General features: G+C 73.2%; 11 protein-coding genes and 5 tRNA genes. 11 read left to right on the forward strand and 5 right to left on the reverse strand.

The window, feature by feature from the left end:
* Positions 1 to 66: 66 nt before the first annotated feature.
* Positions 67 to 4041 carry an ATP-dependent RNA helicase HrpA gene (hrpA, locus tag ACWDVG_RS28155; protein ID WP_451703184.1) on the reverse strand — a complete coding sequence of 1325 codons (3975 nt, stop codon included), beginning with the start codon at positions 4039 to 4041 and terminating at the stop codon, positions 67 to 69.
* A gap of 116 nt (positions 4042 to 4157) precedes the next feature.
* Here hrpA and ACWDVG_RS28160 point away from each other — a divergent pair, with 116 nt between their 5' ends.
* A complete protein-coding gene (locus ACWDVG_RS28160) occupies positions 4158 to 5081 on the forward strand; it encodes a DsbA family protein (RefSeq protein WP_451703187.1) in 924 nt (307 codons plus the stop codon).
* Positions 5078 to 5920, forward strand: coding sequence for a cytochrome c biogenesis CcdA family protein (locus tag ACWDVG_RS28165; RefSeq protein WP_451703190.1), 843 nt, complete (start codon positions 5078 to 5080; stop codon positions 5918 to 5920). Before ACWDVG_RS28160 ends, ACWDVG_RS28165 begins: the two co-directional genes overlap by 4 nt.
* Before the next feature lie 81 nt (positions 5921 to 6001).
* On the opposite strand, the gene ACWDVG_RS28170 is transcribed toward ACWDVG_RS28165, so the two are convergent.
* From ACWDVG_RS28170 to ACWDVG_RS28180, 3 genes are all read right to left on the reverse strand, one after another.
* Positions 6002 to 6075 (reverse strand) — tRNA-Phe (locus tag ACWDVG_RS28170).
* 22 nt (positions 6076 to 6097) lie between these two features.
* Positions 6098 to 6171 (reverse strand) — tRNA-Asp (locus ACWDVG_RS28175).
* Positions 6172 to 6210: 39 nt separating this feature from the next.
* Positions 6211 to 6283, reverse strand: a tRNA-Glu gene (locus ACWDVG_RS28180).
* Between the two features lie 104 nt (positions 6284 to 6387).
* Between ACWDVG_RS28180 and ACWDVG_RS28185 the strand changes: the two genes are divergently transcribed.
* From ACWDVG_RS28185 to ACWDVG_RS28215, 7 genes are all read left to right on the forward strand, one after another.
* A complete protein-coding gene (locus ACWDVG_RS28185; RefSeq protein ID WP_451703192.1) occupies positions 6388 to 6738 on the forward strand; it encodes a metallopeptidase family protein in 351 nt (116 codons plus the stop codon).
* Between the two features lie 209 nt (positions 6739 to 6947).
* Positions 6948 to 7586, forward strand: coding sequence for a hypothetical protein (locus ACWDVG_RS28190; RefSeq protein ID WP_451703193.1), 639 nt, complete (start codon positions 6948 to 6950; stop codon positions 7584 to 7586).
* A 200-nt stretch (positions 7587 to 7786) separates the two neighbouring features.
* The gene (locus ACWDVG_RS28195; protein ID WP_451703195.1) at positions 7787 to 10066 is read left to right on the forward strand and encodes a DEAD/DEAH box helicase; all 2280 of its coding nucleotides are present in this window, start codon (positions 7787 to 7789) and stop codon (positions 10064 to 10066) included.
* A 264-nt stretch (positions 10067 to 10330) separates the two neighbouring features.
* Positions 10331 to 13429, forward strand: a complete 3099-nt coding sequence (locus ACWDVG_RS28200) for an FG-GAP-like repeat-containing protein (RefSeq protein WP_451703197.1) — start codon at positions 10331 to 10333, stop codon at positions 13427 to 13429.
* Positions 13430 to 13584: 155 nt separating this feature from the next.
* A tRNA-Lys gene (locus tag ACWDVG_RS28205) sits at positions 13585 to 13657 on the forward strand.
* A gap of 160 nt (positions 13658 to 13817) precedes the next feature.
* On the forward strand, positions 13818 to 15197 hold the full coding sequence (locus ACWDVG_RS28210; protein WP_451703198.1) for a diacylglycerol/lipid kinase family protein: 1380 nt from the start codon (positions 13818 to 13820) through the stop codon (positions 15195 to 15197).
* On the forward strand, positions 15194 to 15787 hold the full coding sequence (locus tag ACWDVG_RS28215) for a phosphatase PAP2 family protein (RefSeq protein WP_451703199.1): 594 nt from the start codon (positions 15194 to 15196) through the stop codon (positions 15785 to 15787). Before ACWDVG_RS28210 ends, ACWDVG_RS28215 begins: the two co-directional genes overlap by 4 nt.
* 125 nt (positions 15788 to 15912) lie before the next feature.
* Here ACWDVG_RS28215 and ACWDVG_RS28220 read toward each other — a convergent pair whose 3' ends face one another.
* Positions 15913 to 16896, reverse strand: a complete 984-nt coding sequence (locus ACWDVG_RS28220; RefSeq protein WP_451703201.1) for a sigma-70 family RNA polymerase sigma factor — start codon at positions 16894 to 16896, stop codon at positions 15913 to 15915.
* Between the two features lie 206 nt (positions 16897 to 17102).
* On the opposite strand from ACWDVG_RS28220, the gene ACWDVG_RS28225 reads away from it, so the two are divergent.
* Together ACWDVG_RS28225 and ACWDVG_RS28230 are read left to right on the forward strand one after the other, a co-directional pair.
* Entirely contained in the window at positions 17103 to 17585 is a 483-nt protein-coding gene (locus tag ACWDVG_RS28225) for a rhodanese-like domain-containing protein (RefSeq protein ID WP_451703202.1), read from the forward strand.
* Positions 17586 to 17638: 53 nt separating this feature from the next.
* Positions 17639 to 17712 (forward strand) — tRNA-Met (locus tag ACWDVG_RS28230).

A 17712-nucleotide genomic window follows, 5' to 3' on the forward strand; every position in this document is an offset into this window, starting at 1 on the left:
AGTCGCCCGGGCCCCGGACGGGACCCCGACGGGCTCAGCGCCCAGGCCCGCGCCGGGGCGCGCGCGTCAGGGCGCCGCCGCGTCGATCGCCTTCACGATCCGCTTGTCGGAGATCGGGTACGCCGTCCCCAGCGCGTGCGCGAAGTAGCTCACCCGCAGCTCCTCGATCATCCAGCGGATGTCGGTGACCCCACTCGGCACCGGGCGGCCCTTCGGGAGCTGTTCGAGCAGCCACGCGTACTCGTCGAGCATCTCGTGGACCTTCTCCATGCGGGTGGTGTCCCGCTGGACGCCGGTCGGCATCTGCTGGAGCCGCCGGTCCACCGCGACCAGGTACCGCATCAGGTCCGGCAGCCGCTTCAGCCCCGTCCGGGTGACGAAGCCGGCCGGCACCAGCCAGGCCAGCTGCTCGCGCACGTCGGTCAGGTTGGAGGCCAGGGCAGCGCTGTTGGTGGCCTTCAGGCGCCGCTCGCAGGCCTGCCAGGCCGCCAGGATCTGCTGGACCTGGCCCACCGTCCGTACGGTCGTGTCGACGAGGTCCGCGCGCACCTTGTCGTACAGCTTCCGGAAGGACTCCTCGTCCCACGCCGGGCCGCCGTGGTCCGCGATCAGCTTGTCCGCCGCGGCGGTGGCGCAGTCGTCGAAGAGGGCCTGGACCGAGCCGTGCGGGTTCGCGGACAGGGCCAGCTTCTGCTGGTTGGTCAGCTTGTCGGAGGCGAACTTCGCCGGGTTCACCGGGATGTTCAGCATGATCAGCTTTCGGGTGCCCCGCCACATCGCCAGGCTCTGCTCGGCCTCCGAGTCGAAGAGCCGTACGGCCACGGTGTCGCCCTCGTCGACGAGCGCCGGGTACGCCTTGACCGGCTGCCCCCCGCGCTTGGTCTCGAAGACCTTCGTGAGCGTCCCGATCGACCACTCCCTGAGCCCCGTGCGCTCCAGGGAGGGCCCGGAGCCGTCCGGGCCGCCCGTGGCCGCCGCGGCGGCCTTGGAGAGCGCCTGACGGGCCTTGGGGCGCAGCTGCAGCTTCAGCGCCTCCAGGTCCTTGTCCTCGGCCAGCTTCCTGCGCCGCTCGTCGACGATCCGGAAGGTGATCTTGAGGTGCTCGGGGACCTTCGCCCAGTCGAAGTCCTCGGCGGTCAGCGGCACGCCGACCATCCGCTGGAGCTCGCGGGCGAGCGCCGTCGTCAGGGGCTCCTGGACGGGCACGACGGAGTCGAGGAAACGGCCCGCGAAGTTCGGCGCGGGCACGTAGTGGCGGCGGATCGGCTTCGGGAGCGACCGGATGAGCTCGGTGACGACCTCTTCGCGGAGTCCGGGGATCTGCCAGTCGAAGCCCTCGTCCGTCACCTGGTTGAGGACCTGGAGCGGGACGTGGACGGTCACGCCGTCGGCGTCCGCGCCCGGCTCGAACTGGTACGTCACCCGGAACTTCAGCGGGCCCTGCCGCCACGAGTCGGGGTAGTCGTCCTTGGTGACCGCCCCCGCCTTCTCGTTGATGAGCATCTCGCGCTCGAAGTCGAGGAACTCCGGTTCCTCGCGGCGCTTGTGCTTCCACCACGAGTCGAAGTGGGCGCCCGACACGACGTGCTCGGGGATCCGCTTGTCGTAGAAGTCGAAGAGCGTCTCGTCGTCGACCAGGATGTCCCTGCGCCGCGCCCGGTGCTCCAACTCCTCGACCTCGGTAAGGAGTTTGCGGTTGTCCGCGAAGAACTTGTGGTGGGTCCGCCAGTCGCCCTCGACCAGGGCGTTCCTGATGAACAGCTCGCGGGAGACCTCCGGGTCGATCCGCCCGTAGTTGACCTTGCGGTCGGCGACGATCGGCACGCCGTACAGCGTCACCTTCTCGAATGCCATCACGGCCGCCTGGTCCTTCTCCCAGTGCGGCTCGCTGTACGTCTTCTTGACCAGGTGCTGGGCGAGCGGCTCGATCCACTCCGGCTCGATCCGCGCGTTGACGCGGGCCCACAGGCGCGAGGTCTCCACCAGCTCGGCGGACATGACGAACCGCGGGGGCTTCTTGAAGAGCGCCGAGCCCGGGAAGATCGCGAACTTGGCGTTCCGCGCGCCCAGGTACTCGTTCCGCGTGCCCTCGCGCCGGCCGCCGTCCTTCGCGCCGTCCTTGGACTCCTTCACGTCCTTCAGGCCGATGTGCGAGAGCAGGCCGGCGAGGAGGGAGACGTGCACCGACTGCTCGGGCGCGTCCTCCTCGTTCAGGTGGATGCCCATCTGCTTGGCGACGGTGCGCAGCTGGGAGTAGATGTCCTGCCACTCGCGGATGCGCAGGAAGTTCAGGTACTCCTGCTTGCACATCCGGCGGAAGGACGACGAGCCGCGCTCCTTCTGCTGCTCGCGGACGTACCGCCACAGGTTGAGGAAGGCGAGGAAGTCACTCGTCTCGTCCTTGAAGCGGGCGTGCATCTGGTCGGCCTGCGCCTGCTTCTCGGCGGGCCGCTCGCGCGGGTCCTGGATGGAGAGCGCCGCCGCGATCACCATGACCTCGCGGACGCAGCCGTTCCGGTCGGCCTCCAGGACCATCCGGGCGAGCCGCGGGTCCACGGGCAGCTGGGAGAGCTTCCGGCCCTGCTGCGTGAGCCGCTTCTTCGGGTCCTTCTCCGTCGGGTCGATCGCGCCGAGCTCCTGGAGGAGCTGCACGCCGTCCCGGATGTTGCGGTGGTCCGGCGGGTCGATGAAGGGGAACTTCTCGATGTCGCCGAGGCCGGCCGCGGTCATCTGGAGGATGACCGACGCCAGGTTCGTACGGAGGATCTCGGCGTCCGTGAACTCCGGACGCGTCAGGAAGTCGTCCTCCGAGTAGAGGCGGATGCAGATGCCGTCCGACGTACGGCCGCAGCGTCCCTTGCGCTGGTTGGCGCTGGCCTGGCTGACCGGCTCGATCGGGAGGCGCTGCACCTTGGTCCGGTGCGAGTAGCGCGAGATGCGGGCGGTGCCCGGGTCGATCACGTACTTGATGCCGGGGACGGTCAGGGACGTCTCGGCCACGTTCGTCGCGAGGACGATCCGGCGGCCGGAGTGCGCCTGGAAGACCCGGTGCTGCTCGGCGTGCGACAGCCGGGCGTACAGCGGCAGGATCTCCGTGTTGAAGAGCTTCTTCTTGAGCAGCGCGTCCGCGGTGTCGCGGATCTCCCGCTCACCGGAGAGGAAGACCAGGACGTCGCCAGGTCCCTCCTTCTGGAGCTCGTCGACGGCGTCGCAGATCGCGGTGATCTGGTCCCGGTCGGCCTCCTCGGAGTCCTCCTCCAGGAGCGGCCGGTAACGGACCTCCACCGGGTACGTCCGGCCGGAGACCTCGACGATCGGCGCGTCGCCGAAGTGGCGGGAGAACCGCTCGGGGTCGATGGTCGCGGAGGTGATCACGACCTTGAGGTCGGGGCGCTTCGGCAGCAGCTGGGCCAGATAGCCGAGCAGGAAGTCGATGTTGAGGGACCGCTCGTGGGCCTCGTCGATGATGATCGTGTCGTACGCGCGCAGCTCGCGGTCCGTCTGGATCTCGGCGAGCAGGATGCCGTCCGTCATCAGCTTCACGAACGTCGCGTCCGGGTTCACCTGGTCGGTGAACCGCACCTTCCAGCCGACCGCCTCGCCGAGCGGGGTCCGCAGCTCCTCGGCCACGCGCTCGGCGACCGTGCGGGCCGCGATCCGGCGGGGCTGGGTGTGCCCGATCATGCCCCGGACGCCCCGGCCGAGCTCCAGGCAGATCTTCGGGATCTGGGTGGTCTTTCCGGAACCCGTCTCACCGGCGACGATCACGACCTGGTGGTCGCGTATCGCCTCCAGGATCTCGTCCTTCTTCTGCGAGACCGGCAGCTGCTCGGGGTAGGTGACCGCGGGCAGGCGGGCGGCGCGCCCGTCGACGCGCTCCTTGGCCTTGGCCGCCTCTGCGGCGATCTCGTCCAGGACGGCCTCGCGGGCCTCGGGCTTGCGGATGCGGCGGGCGCCTTCGAGACGGCGGCCGAGCCGGTGGGAGTCCCGCAGCGAGACCTCGGCCAGGACGGACTGGAGGGCGGCGAAGGAAGTAGACATACGGAATCCAGGATCGCACCTGCGGCCGAGAAGCGGCGAACCGATTTACGAGCCGCGTTCGGCTGCTTCGCCCCCTTCTGGGCGGACTGTCCCGGGGCCGTGTCTAGAGTGCAGCCATGTCCAGCCCCACTCCCGGTCCCACTCCCGGTCCCACTCCCGGTCCCACTCCCGGTCCCACTCCCGGTCCCACTCCCGGTCCCACTCCCGGTCCCCGTCCCCAGCCGAAGCCCGCGTCCCCGTCGAAGGCCGCCTCCCGGCCCGGGGCTCCCTCCCGGGCGAAGCGGGTCGCGATCGTCGCCGGGGTCGCCGCCGCGGCGACGCTCCTCGGCCTCGTCTCGTACACCGCCACCAAGCCCTCGTCCCCCGGTGCCTCCGGCTCCTCCCCGGGCGACTCCTCGGTCGCGGAGGTCGAGACCGCCCCGGACGCGGGCGTCTACCCGGAGCTGGAGGCGTACGCCCGCCGGGACGCCGCCGACGGGCTCGCCCTCGGCCGGGCCGACGCGCCCGTCGTCCTGATCGAGTACGCCGACTTCAAGTGCGGCTACTGCGGGCAGTTCGCCCGGGACACGGAGCCGCTCCTCGTGAAGAAGTACGTCGAGGACGGCACCCTGCGCCTCGAGTGGCGGAACTTCCCGATCTTCGGCGAGGAGTCGGAGGCCGTCGCCCGCGCCTCCTGGGCGGCCGGGCAGCAGGGCCGGTTCTGGCAGTTCCACAAGGCGGCTTACGCGGAGGGGGCCAAGGAGAAGGGCTTCGGAAAGGAGCGCCTGACCGCCCTCGCGAAGGAGGCGGGCGTCCCGGACCTGACGAAGTTCGCCCAGGACAGCGAGGGGGCCGCGGCCCGTGAGGCCGTAGGGAAGGACCAGGAGCAGGGATACGCGCTCGGCGCCACCTCCACCCCGTCGTTCCTCGTCAACGGCCGGCCGATCGCGGGCGCCCAGCCGCTGGAGACCTTCACCGAGGCCATCGAGGCGGCCGCGAGGACGGCACGGTCGAAGAACAGGGCGGGTGGGACGGGCGCCGGGGCCGGGGCGGGGCAGTGACCTCGGGCATCGGCTACTTCGCGGCGTTCCTCGGCGGGCTCCTCGCCCTCCTCAGCCCGTGCAGCGCCCTCCTCCTGCCCGCCTTCTTCGCGTACTCGATCGAGACCCGAGCCGGGCTGGTGGCCAGGACCGGCATCCTCTACGCGGGCCTGGCGACCACCCTCGTACCGCTGGGCGCGGCCGGTTCCCTCGCCGGCCGCTTCTTCTACGGCCACCGGGACCTGCTGGTGACCGCCGGCGGCTGGCTGATCGTCGGGCTCGGCGTCATGCAGGCCCTGGGGCTCGGCTTCGCCTCCCGCCGGCTGTCGGAGGCGAGCGGCCGCATCCGCCCGACCTCGGCCTTCTCCGTCTACGCCCTGGGCCTGGTCTACGGCCTGGCCGGATTCTGCGCGGGCCCCATCCTCGGCAGCGTCCTGACGGTGGCGGCGCTGAGCGGCAGCCCGGCGTACGGAGGGCTGCTCCTCGCCGTGTACGCCCTCGGCATGGCCGTCCCGCTGTTCGTCCTCGCCCTGCTCTGGGAGCGGTACGACCTGGGCCGGCGGCGCTGGCTGCGCGGCCTGCCGGTGCGGCTCGGGCCGCTCACCCTCCACTCGACCTCGCTGCTCTCGGGCCTCTTCTTCGTCGCCCTCGGGACGCTGTTCCTCGTCTTCGACGGGACGACCGGGCTGCCGGGGCTCCTGTCGGTGGACGCCTCGTTCGCGGTGGAGCAGCGGGTGGCGGCCTGGGGCCGGGCGGTGCCGGACTGGGCGTTGCTCGTCGCGGTGGTGGCCGTGGTCGCGCTCGTCCTCGCGCTGCGGTCCCGCCGGGCGGCCCGCGAGGAGAGCGGCGAGGAGGCCTGAGCCGTACGGGGAGGGGAGCGGCGCCCCCTTCCCCGTACGCACGAAGAAGGCCCCGTTCTCTCGAACGGGGCCTTCTCTCTGTGGCTGGGGCCGGGGTCGAACCGGCGACCTATCGCTTTTCAGGCGATCGCTCGTACCAACTGAGCTACCCAGCCACGAGACCGTTTCCGGCCTCAGCGATCCTGACGGGACTTGAACCCGCGACCTCCACCTTGACAGGGTGGCGAGCTAACCAACTGCTCCACAGGACCTTGGTTTGTGCGAGCACTAGTCTCGCACAGGGTAATGCGTGCCCCCAACGGGATTCGAACCCGTGCTACCGCCTTGAAAGGGCGGCGTCCTGGGCCACTAGACGATGAGGGCTAAGGGCCCACCTGGGCGCTTCTCAGCGCGTCGGGGACGTGAGAAGCATATGGGATGGCGGCCGCTATCGCCAAAACGGTTTCCCCCGGGGGGAGAATGGGCCCGTGCTGGAGATGACGCGCGAGGAGTTCGAGGAGCTTGTCGCCGAGGCCCTGGACCGGATTCCGCCGGAGCTGACGCGGCTGATGGACAACGTGGCGGTGTTCGTCGAGGACGAGCCCCCGGCGGACGACCCCGAGCTGCTCGGGCTCTACGAGGGCACGCCGCTGACCGAGCGCGGCGAGTGGTACGCCGGGGTGCTGCCCGACCGGATCACGATCTACCGGGGGCCGACGCTGCGGATGTGCGAGGCGCGGGAGGACGTGGTCGCGGAGACCGAGATCACCGTCGTCCACGAGATCGCCCACCACTTCGGCATCGACGACGAGCGGCTGCACGCGCTCGGCTACGGCTGAGCGTCGGCGGCGGGCGCGGGCGCGGGCGCCCGGGGCAGCCCGGGGGCGGGGGCCCGTGTCCCTCGTGGCGCAAAGGGAGTTGGGCACGGCAACGCGTTCCGTTCCTGCCTGTCGTGTCCTGGAGGTGCCCCGTGCGCCATTTGCCCACCCCGGTGAGATGGGCCGCCACCGCGTTGGCGGTCGCGGCCTGCGCCGGACTGAGCGGCTGTATGAGTGTCGGTGACGAGGGGGGCAAGCCCGCGCCCGGCGCCTCCGGCGCCAAGGGCGGCGTCGCCGCGGAGTCCGGGGGCGGTTCGGGCGCGCCGGCCGGCGGGGACGGCGGCTGGGGCGCCCGGCCGGACTCGGGCGGGCCCGACGCGGACGGCGCGGGGGCCGGGTCGCCGGTGCCGAGCGGTTCGCCCTCGGGCACCGCGGAGCCGTCCAAGGGCGTCGTGGCCCCGGCCGAACTCGCCGGGGGCAAGGGCGGCTCGCCGAAGCCGCAGCCGACGCCGGGCGCCGGGCACGGCGGCCAGAGCGGCGGCCCGGGCGGTGGGACCGGGGGCGGCGCGGGCGGCCCCGGCGGCTCCGGGGGTGCCAACGGCGGGAACACGGGCGGCGGGACCGGCGGCGGGGGCGCGGGCGGGAACACGGGCGGTGGCGGCCAGCCGACGGCGGAGCCGACCGAGCCGACCCCGGAGCCGACGACACCGTCGCCGGAACCGACCCCCGAGCCGACGCCCGAGCCCACCTCCCACCCGACCGACCCGCCGAGCCAGGGCCCGGCCACCCAGATGGGTGCGCTCCGGGCGGCCGAGGGCGAGCCGGCGCCGACCGAGCCGGAGGCATCACCGCAGGTCGGGCCGGTGTGACGCAGGCCGGTTTGCCACGGGTGGGGGAGAGTGCGTATGGTGGTAGATCGTTTGATCCCATTTGCCCGGCGCCACGACCGAAGAGCGCCGTGACTGGCGCGTACTCTCCCTTGCCGTGGCTGACCGCATTGAGGCGGTCGTAGTGCGAAACACGGAGTTGACGGGCGCGTGCCGAGACTCCGGAAGGTTTCGCATTTCGCATGTCCATTTTCAGTTCTGACCACGCCGTCATGCCCGAGAACGACGAGATCGTCGAGGCCACCGCGGCCACCGACACCGTCGCCACCGAGGCTGCCGACACCACCCCGTCCGCGGAGACCGACGCCGTCGAGGCGGCGGACGCGGTCGAGGCCGACGAGCCCACCCTCACCTTCGGCGACCTCGGTCTGCCCGAGGGCGTCGTGCGCAAGCTCGCCCAGAACGGCGTGACCACCCCCTTCCCGATCCAGGCCGCGACCATCCCGGACGCCCTGGCCGGCAAGGACATCCTCGGCCGCGGCCGCACCGGCTCCGGCAAGACCCTCTCCTTCGGCCTGCCGCTGCTCGCCACCCTGTCCGGCGGCCACACCGACAAGAAGAAGCCCCGCGGCGTCATCCTCACCCCGACCCGTGAGCTCGCCATGCAGGTCGCGGACGCCCTCCAGCCGTACGGCGACGTCCTCGGCCTCAAGATGAAGGTCGTCTGCGGCGGCACGTCCATGGGCAACCAGATCTACGCCCTGGAGCGCGGCGTCGACGTCCTCGTCGCCACCCCGGGCCGTCTCCGCGACATCATCAACCGCGGCGCCTGCTCCCTGGAGGCCGTCCAGGTCGCCGTCCTCGACGAGGCCGACCAGATGGCCGACCTGGGCTTCCTGCCCGAGGTCACCGAGCTGCTCGACCAGGTCCCCGAGGGCGGCCAGCGCCTCCTCTTCTCCGCCACGCTGGAGAACGAGATCGACACCCTGGTGAAGCGCTACCTGGTGAACCCGGTTACCCACGAGGTCGACCCGTCCGCCGGCGCCGTCACCACCATGACCCACCACGTCCTCGTCGTGAAGCCGAAGGACAAGGCCCCGGTCACCGCCGCCATCGCCGCCCGCAAGGGCCGCACGATCATCTTCGTCCGCACCCAGCTGGGCGCCGACCGCATCGCGGAGCAGCTCCGTGACGCCGGTGTGAAGGCCGACGCGCTGCACGGCGGCATGACCCAGGGCGCCCGTACGCGCACCCTGGCCGACTTCAAGGACGGTTACGTCAACGCGCTCGTCGCCACCGACGTCGCCGCCCGCGGCATCCACGTCGACGGCATCGACCTCGTCCTGAACGTCGACCCGGCCGGCGACCACAAGGACTACCTGCACCGCTCGGGCCGCACCGCCCGTGCCGGCCGCTCCGGTGTCGTGGTCTCCCTGGCCCTGCCGCACCAGCGCCGCCAGATCTTCCGCCTGATGGAGGACGCGGGCGTCGACGCCACGCGCCACATCGTCGGCGGGGCCGGCGCCTTCGACCCCGAGGTCGCCGAGATCACCGGCGCCCGTTCGCTGACCGAGGTCCAGGCCGACTCGGCGAACAACGCCGCCAAGCAGGCCGAGCGCGAGGTCGTCGACCTGACCAAGCAGCTGGAGCGCCTGCAGCGCCGTGCCGTCGAGCTCCGCGAGGAGGCCGACCGCCTCGTCGCCCGCGCCGCCCGCGAGCGCGGTGAGGACCCGGAGACGGCCGTCGCCGAGGTGGCCGAGGCCGCCGAGGCCGAGGTCGCGGCCGCCGCCGCGGAGGCCGAGCGCGCCGCGCGTGCCGAGGAGCGCCGCGAGGAGCGCCGCGAGGAGCGTCCGTCGTTCCGCGACGAGCGGGGCAACTTCGAGCGCCGTGACCGCGGTGGCTTCAACCGTGACGACCGTGGCGGTGACCGCGGTGGCTTCCGTCGTGACGACCGCGGCGGTGACCGTGGCGGCTTCCGTCGTGACGACCGTCCGTCGGGTGGTTTCCGCCGGGACGACCGTCCGTCCGGTGGTTTCCGCCGGGACGACCGTCCGTCCGGTGGCTTCCGCCGGGACGACCGTCCCTCCGGCGGCTTCAACCGTGACGACCGTCGTGACGACCGCGGCGGCGACCGTGGCGGCTTCCGCCGGGACGACCGTCCGTCGGGTGGTTTCCGTCGGGACAACGACCGTCCGTCCGGTGGCTTCCGCCGGGACGACCGTCCCTCCGGTGGCTTCAACCGTGACGACCGTCGTGACGACCGCGGCGGTGACCGTGGCGGCTTCCGCCGGGACGACCGCCCCTCCGGCGGCCACCGCGGCAGCGACCGCCCCTTCAACCGCGACCGTCGTGACGACCGCCCGGCCGGTGGTGGCTTCCGCCGCGACGACCGCCCCTCCGGCGGCTTCCGCCGCGACGACCGCAGCGGCTTCCGTCGTGACGACCACCGCCCGTCCGGCTCCGGCTCGTCCTTCGGGGGCGGCCGCCGCGACGACAAGCCGCGCTGGAAGCGCAACGGCTGAAACGGCTGAGACGGTCGAGTCGGCTGAGACAGCCATCCCGGCCGGGACCGTCTGACCTGACGGAATCCAGGGCCCGTACGAGCACCCCGTGCTCGTACGGGCCCTGTCCCGTTTCCCGTACACCCTTCCCCACGAATCGCACCCCGGTTCGACGGGATACGCTCACGTGGTCGACGGGAGCGCGAGGTGCCGGCCAGGGGGCCCGGCGGAAACCTCGGCGCCCCGATCTCTCGCACATCAGGTTTCCTGGGGAGGGACCTCTCTTTGACTCGTCACCCGCGCGCGCGGCGACCCCGCGCGCGTACCGCCGTCCTCGCCGCCGCGCTGCTCGTCTCGGGGATCGGTCTCACGCCGTCCGCGACGGCCGCGCCCCTCGTGGGCATCGACCAGCTGGACATCACGCCGAACTGGCGGACCGTGCCCCGGACGGAGACCGTCCTCGCGGTCGGCCCCACGGGCTACGCGCACCGCACCGAGGACTCCGACGAGCACTTCGGCGAGGAGCCGCGCTGGACGGACTTCGCGACCGGTGAGAGCGTCCCGCTCGGATACGGCAGCGGCAACGACTCCTTCGCGGAGCGGGGGACCGGCGGCCGGTACGTCTACCTCCAGCACGGCATCGGCACCCACTTCCTCCGCGACGTGCAGACCGGCGAGGAACAGCCGCTGGCCGTCCCGGAGGACACCTCCTTCCGGGGGATCCTCGGCGAGACGCTCCTCTTCCAGGAGTACGAGGCCGGCTCGTCGTACGCCGCCACCACCGGGTACCACCTCCGGCGCGTCGGCGACCCGGCCGGCACGACGGTCCCCGTCACCGGCTGGCCCGCGGGCGCCGACCTCCACATGGCGCGGCTCGTGGCGGGCGACGGCACGACGGCGGTGCTCCGCTTCACGACCTCCGCCTCCTCCACGTACACCGACCTCGGCGTCGTCGACCTGCGGACCGGGCGGATGCGGGTCGTCGCCTCGCCCACCCCGTCCTCCGGCGTGCTCACCGGTCCGGTCGCGGTGACCCCCGAGCGCATCGCCTGGGTCGACACCTCCCGCACCGTCCACGTCCGGCAGCTCGCCGACCTCGACGGGCCCGAGACCACCTACGCGCTGCCCGAGGGGCTCGGGGTGCGCCGCATCGGCCTGGTCGGCGACCGGGTCCTCGCGGTCGACGACGTGTGGGGCACGGACGCGGCGCTGCGCCGCCGTCTCGTCGCCTTCTCCCCGACGGGCGAGCAGCAGACGCTCCTGGAGCGTGCCGAGGGCGAGATCACCCAGATCGGCGACGGCTCCGGCGCGGCCGTGGTCGGCGGCACCTCCGCCACCGACTGGTCGCTCCTCAAGGTCGTCCCGGGCAAGGACGGCGCGCCCGTCGTGGAGAAGCTGCGCCGCCTGGAGCCGCTCCCCGCGAAGATCGACGCGCTCGCGCTCGGCGCCGGCCGCCTCACCACCCTGGAGCACGACGGACCGAAGGGGCCCGGCTTCTACGGCCGGGCGCTGCCGGTCGGCCCGATGCACAGTGGGCAGTCCGCGCCGCAGTGGCAGGGCCTCGACGAGAACACGCAGTGGCGGAAGCCCCTCGTCGACGGCGGCGACGGCCGCACGGTCCACGTCGCGGGGCGCGAGCTCGTCTCGCGGAAGGCCTCCGGGGAGACGACCCGGGTGACGACCGGCGTCGACGGCCGGGTCGCCGACGCCTTCGGCCGCTGGGCGGTCGTCCAGAACGGCATGCCCCCGTTCCCCGGCGAACTGGACTCCGACGGCGAGACGGTCGTCGCGAACACGGACACCGGGGCGGTCGTGTCCCGGCAGCCGCAGACCGCGGCGGCCCTGTGGGGCGACACCCTGTTCACGGGCACGGCGACGGCCGGCGAGGTCGCCCGCAAGGACCTGGCCACCGGCAAGGACCTCGGGAAGCTCGCCACCAACTCCGGCTGTCCGCTGACGGAGCTCCAGACGGCCGGCGGGCGCTGGCTGTACTGGGCCTGCGGGCAGTACGCGAAGCAGGGCGTCGTCGACCTGAAGACCGGCGCCAGGACCGCGCTGCCGCGGTCGTACGGCGGGGGCGGTCTCCTCGGCGACGGCTTCTTCGTGGACCTGAACAGCACGTACCTGCGCGTCAGCGACTTCCGCACCGGCACGGTGGCGTCCCGCACCCTCGTCGACGCCGGGCCCGTGCACGGCGAGCGCCGCGTCGCGTGGACCGTCGACCGGTTCGGCGGCGCCGTCGCGTACAAGGACCCGGACAACCGCGTCCACGCCCTGTGGACCGGCGTCCCCACCTCCGACCTCACCGCCGCCTCGTCGAGCACGCCGACGACCGCGCGGGTCCAGGACGGCTGGAAGGCCTCCTGGTCGCTCTCCAAGCCCGTCTCCATCTGGCAGCTGACGATCCGTGACCGCCACTCCGGCGCCGTCCTGCGCACCTTCGGCGCCGAGGAGACCCGGGGCCGCATCGACGTCGCCTGGGACGGCAGGACCGCCTCCGGCAAGCGCGTCCCGAACGGCCCGTACGGCTGGGACCTGCGGGCCTCCTCGGCCGACGGCCAGGGCCGCGACCTGGTCGTCTCCGGCACGGTCACCCTCCACGGCGGCACCCCCGCCTGGCGCGACCTCGCGGGCAACGACGCCCAGGGCGACCTGCTCGCGACGGACTCGGCCGGCCGCGTCTCGATGTACCGGGGCGACGGGTTCGGCGGTGTCTCCGCCCGCGTCGCGGGTACGGGCACGGCGTTCCCGGTGAACACGCGCCTGGTGCCGTTCGGCGACGTGAACGCCGACGGCTGCGCGGACGTCCTCGCCCGCGTCGGCGACCAGCTGCGGGCCTACCGGCCGGGCTGCGGCAAGGTCGTGACGGCCTCCTCCCCGTACACGCTCATCGGCGCGGGCTGGGGCATCTACGACGTGCTGACGTCCTCCGGCGACGTGAACGGGGACGGGTACACGGACCTCCTGGCCCGTCAGACGTCCACGGGCGACGTGTACTTCTACGCGGGGACGGCCGACCACCGGCTCAAGGCCCGGGTGAGGATCGGCGCCAACTGGAAGCTGTACAAGAAGCTCGTCGGCGCCGGCGACCTGAACCGCGACGGCCGCGGCGACCTCCTCGCCGTGGACGCCTCCGGCGCCCTGTGGCGCTACTACGGCACCGCCACCGGCGGCGTCTCGTCCCGGGCCCAGGTCGGCACCGGCTGGGGCATCTACACCGCGATCCTCGGCACCGGCGACATCTCCGGCGACGGCACCCCCGACCTGGTCGCCCGCGACACGGCCGGCCGCCTCTACAGCTACGGCGCCACCGGCTCCGGCGGCCTCGGCGGCCGCATGCTGATCGGCTCGGGCGGCTGGAACACCTTCACGTCCCTGTTCTGACCCCCTTCCGACCCGCATCCGACCCGCCCACCCCCCGGAGCCCGGCCCTCTCCCCAACCGGCCGGGCCCCGGGGCGCCACGCAGGACGGCCGGTGTCGGATACCCGATCGGTTCCGGGGATCTCTCCGGCTATGCTGCACGGGTATGGCTGTCACGGGCCGTTAGCTCAATTGGCAGAGCAGCGGACTTTTAATCCGTTGGTTGTGGGTTCGAGTCCCACACGGCCTACGCGCGAGCCCCCTGGGCGCGGTCTTCACGAGACCGCGCCCAGGGGGCTCTTTCGTGCATGTCCTCAGTCGAACGGGTCATCAGGGAAGCGGGAGAGGAAACCGACCGGCAGTCTGGAGCGTGGTGGCGTAGAGGAGACGGCGAGTGGGGGGCACGGGGGATGCGGACGGAGATCGTGGTCGAGAAGTTGCGGGTGTCCAGACGGGCGGGCGTCGTCGCGACCTGGCTCGCGCGGGGTGCGCTCCTGGCCGCCGCGGCGGCGGTGGGCGTGCTGCTGTCCGCCGTGGGCAGTGGGGTCCTGGTGTTGCTGACGGGGCTCGTGGGGCTCGCGGCGGCGGCCGTCGGGCTCTGGTGGTTCCTGGCGCACCGGGGGGCGTTGCGGGTGCTCGGGGCGCTCCTCGCGGTCGGGGCGCCCTGTGCGGTGCTCGCGCTGTACGTCGTCGGCGGGGTGTGGCTGGTGGCGCTCGTGGCCCTCGGGCTCTGGGGGGTGGCGCTCGGGTGTGCGCGGTCCGCCTTGCGGCGGCCCCTGACGGACGTGCAGCACGGGGTGCCCGCGGTGCGGCCGCAGCGGCCCGTGCTGATCATGAACCCGAAGTCCGGGGGCGGAAAGGTCGGCCGCTTCGGGCTCGTGGAGCGGGCGGAGAAGCTCGGCGCCCGGGTGATCCTGATCGACCCGTCCACGCCCACCGACGTGGAAGCCCTCGCCCGCCGGGCCGTCGCCGAGGGCGCCGACCTGCTGGGCGCGGCCGGTGGTGACGGGACGCAGGCGCTCGTCGCCGCGGTGGCCGCCGAGCACAACCTGCCGTTCCTGGTGATCTCCGCCGGGACCCGCAACCACTTCGCCCTGGACCTGGGGCTCGACCGGGAGGACCCGGCGGCCTGTCTGGACGCGCTGACCGACGGCGAGGAGCTCCGGGTCGACCTCGGCTCCGTCTCCGGCCGGCCGTTCGTGAACACCGTCTCCTTCGGGGTGTACGCGGACGTGGTCCAGCGCCCGGAGTACCGCGACGCGAAGGCCGGCACCGCACTGGAAGCCCTGCCCGACCTGCTCCAGGGCGGCGGGGGCGAGCGGCTCGACGCGACGGCCGACGCCGTGTCGCTGCCGGGGCAGCAGGCGCTGCTCGTCAGCAACAACCCGTACGCCACGCCCGATCCGTTCGCCTGGGACGCCGCCCAGCGCACCCGCCTGGACCGCGGGGAACTCGGCGTGATCGCCATACGGGTCGACGGCGCCGTGCAGGCGGCCGCGCTCGCCGTGTGGGGCACCCAGTCGGAGGGCCTGAACGTCCTGACGGCCCGTCGGGTCGAGGTCCTCGGCCCCACCGGTGCCACGGGCGAGGGCCGGCTGATCCCCGTCGCCGTCGACGGCGAGGCGCTCCGGCTGCCCACCCCCGTGGTCTGCGAGCTGCGCCCGCGCGCGCTGCGCGTCCTCGTTCCCCGCGACCGGCCGGGGACGACTCCCCCGCGTCCGCCGTTGGACTGGCGGCGGATCACCCGGCTCGCCTTCCGCAGAACCAGCCCAGCAAGGAGCGGCGCATGACGGACACGACCACCACCACCGTAGAAGCGGTACTGCACGATCTGCGGGCGATCGACGGGGCCGTGTACGGCGCCGTGGCCGCCACGCCCACCCCGGCGCTCGACACGGCGCTGCGGCGGCTCTCCACCGCGGCCGACCACTCGAAGATCTCGTTCTCGATCGCCGCGCTGCTCGCCCTGGTGCCGGGGCGGCCCCGCCGGGCGGCGCTCGCGGGCGTCGGGGCGATCGCGGTGGCGTCCGCCTCGGCCAACCTGCTGGGCAAGCGCCTGGTGCGCCGGGAGCGGCCGGACCGGGAGGCGGCCCGGGTGGTGGTGGGCCGGCACGTGCCGATGCCGGACTCCGCCTCGTTCCCCTCGGGGCACACCGCGTCGGCCGTCGCCTTCGCGACCGCCGTGGGCGTGGTGCTCCCGGCGGCCGCGGCGCCGCTGGGCGCGCTGGCGGCGGCCGTGGCGTACTCCCGCGTCCACACCGGGGTCCACTACCCGGGGGACGTGGCCGCGGGCTCGATCCTGGGCGTGGCCAGCGGCGCCGTGTCGGTGGGCGCCCTGGCCTCCTGGATGTCGGCCAGGGGGCGCGGCCGGGCCGTGTGACGCCGTACGGGGAAGGTGGGGGGCGGGGTACGGGACCCCGCCGCCCCGCGTGGGTGCGGGCGCGTGCCCGTCGCCCCGCGTGGGTGCGGGCGCGTGCGTGTCGCCCGGGGCTCCGGGGCGGTCGGTCACACGGCGCGGGCCAGCTCCTCCTCGGTGAGGCCGAGCGCGGCGAGGCGCTCCGGGTCGGCGAGGACCTGGAGCGCGACGATGCGGTCCCCGGCGATGGTGAACGACATGAGCCCCGCCGGGCGTCCGTCGACGAGCGACAGGTTGGCGGGCGCCCCGTTGACGACCATCGCCAGGCTCGCCTTGCGGAACCTGGAGTACGTGACGGCCTGTGCGACGACGGCCTCGGCGCCCCGCACGACCCTGGAGGTGCCGGCGAGGAGTTCGCCGCCGTCGGCGCGCAGGACGACGTCCGGGTCGAGGACGGCGAGGAGCCCCTCGAAGTCGCCCCCGTTGGCGGCGGCCAGGAAGGCGTCGGCGATCTCCCGCTGACGTCGCGCGTCCGGACCCGGCCCCGGCGAGGCGTCCTGGACGCGGCGGCGGGCCCGGCTGGCGAGCTGCCGGGTCGCGGCCGGGCTCCGGTCGACGATCCGCGCGATCTCGTCGAAGGAGACGGCGAACATGTCGTGCAGCACGAAGGCCAGCCGCTCCGCGGGCGAGAGCGTCTCCAGGACGATGAGGAGGGCGAGGCCGACGGACTCGGTGAGCTCGGCGGCGCGCTCGGGGTCGGTGGTGTCGGCGACCCGGGCGACGGGGTCCGGGACGTAGTACTCCAGCGGGTCCTCACGGCGCGAGCCGCGCGAGCGGAGCATGTCGAGGCAGACACGGCCCACGACCGTGGTCAGCCAGCCGCTGAGGTTCGCCACGCCGCTGACGTCCGAGCGGCTGAGCTTGAACCAGGTCTCCTGGACGGCGTCCTCGGCCTCGCTCAGCGAGCCGAGCATCCGGTACGCCACGGCCCGCAGGTGGCCGCGGTCGGCCTCGAAGCGGCGGGCCAGCGCCTCCGCGTCCGGCCCGTGCGCCGGGCGGGCCGCCGTCTCCGCGCCCCGGCCCGTACCCGCGCTCCCGCCCGTACCGGCGTCCCCGCTCGTGGCCTCGTCCATCCGTCGTTCTCCCCCTTCGCATGCCGTCATGTCTCTCTGACGGCTCCCGGTCCGCGGATGTGACAACGACGCGCGGGACGGTCCGGGTCCCGATCCGTGAGATCCCCGGAGCCCCGCGGCGAACGCCGGGGAATCCCCGGCCGAGGCCTTCGACCGCCGGGGTTCGACCCTTCAGGCCGATGATCATCGTCCGTAGATTGATCACCATGACGACGACATCGCAGCAGGTCAACCCCGTCCTCCGCACGCCGCCCGCCTCGCCCGCCGCCGCGGCCGCGTACTTCTCGGCCAGCCTCGCCTTCCACGCGGACGTCTCGGACGTCGCCGCCGCCCTCGCCGCCGACGGCGACCCCGGCTTCGTCGTGATCGACTCCCGTTCGACCGCCTCCTGGGACCAGGGCCACATCCCCGGCGCGCTCCACCTGCCCACCGCGCTCATCCCCGAGCAGGCGGAGCAGCTCCTCGACAAGGCGGTGCCGGTCGTCACGTACTGCTGGGGCCCCGGCTGCAACGGCGCCACGCGCGCCGCGCTGGCCCTCGCCGAGCTCGGTTTCCAGGTGAAGGAGATGCTCGGCGGCTTCGAGTACTGGGTGCGCGAGGGCTTCGCCTACGAGACCTGGGAGGGGCCCGCCCGGAAGGCCGCGGACGCCCTGACGGCGCCGGTCGACTCCGACGACTGCGGGTGCTGACGGAAGTCGATTTCCGTATCGGCTGTTCCATGCCGTAAGGTTGGGTTCACCGACGCGGGGTGGAGCAGCTCGGTAGCTCGCTGGGCTCATAACCCAGAGGTCGCAGGTTCAAATCCTGTCCCCGCTA

This window comes from Streptomyces sp. NPDC003327 (assembly GCF_053589515.1).